General features: G+C 44.7%; 1 pseudogene. It reads right to left on the reverse strand.

The annotated features are described in order from the left end of the window. A pseudogene (locus HMPREF2756_RS11475) lies at positions 1-196 on the reverse strand (hypothetical protein); the annotation flags it as partial. Between the last annotated feature and the right edge of the window lie 213 nt (positions 197-409).

Consider the following 409-nt stretch of genomic DNA (forward strand, 5'->3'; position numbering starts at 1 on the left):
GCGCAATATTAAACCCAAGCGCTCGTAAAAGCCTACGCCCAAGTTCATGCGAGGTATCCACACCAGCACAATCCACCTCAACAATAAACCACCCCTGCTGCTGCAAACGAGGCTTCATCACCTTCTCCCAATACCCGCTCTCGTAAGTGAAAACAGGAACAACAAACGCATCCCTATAGATTCTCTCATAAGTCATCATGACCTCCTATAGAAAATTCGTACAAAGGTTTCATAATGATGGAGCAGTAAATTCTACGGCAGACCGTTCTTGTTGATAAGGCATGTTTCTCTCTAAAATGCAGACAGACAAAGGAACCTAACTATTTGAACTTTCTCCCTCATGACTGCCGGTATAGGAAGTGCTCTCAGGGTATACGTTGGGGTCAGTTATCCAGATACCATTCTTGTC

The organism is Rothia sp. HMSC067H10, from assembly GCF_001810635.1.
In the GTDB taxonomy this organism is placed as follows: domain Bacteria; phylum Actinomycetota; class Actinomycetes; order Actinomycetales; family Micrococcaceae; genus Rothia; species Rothia dentocariosa.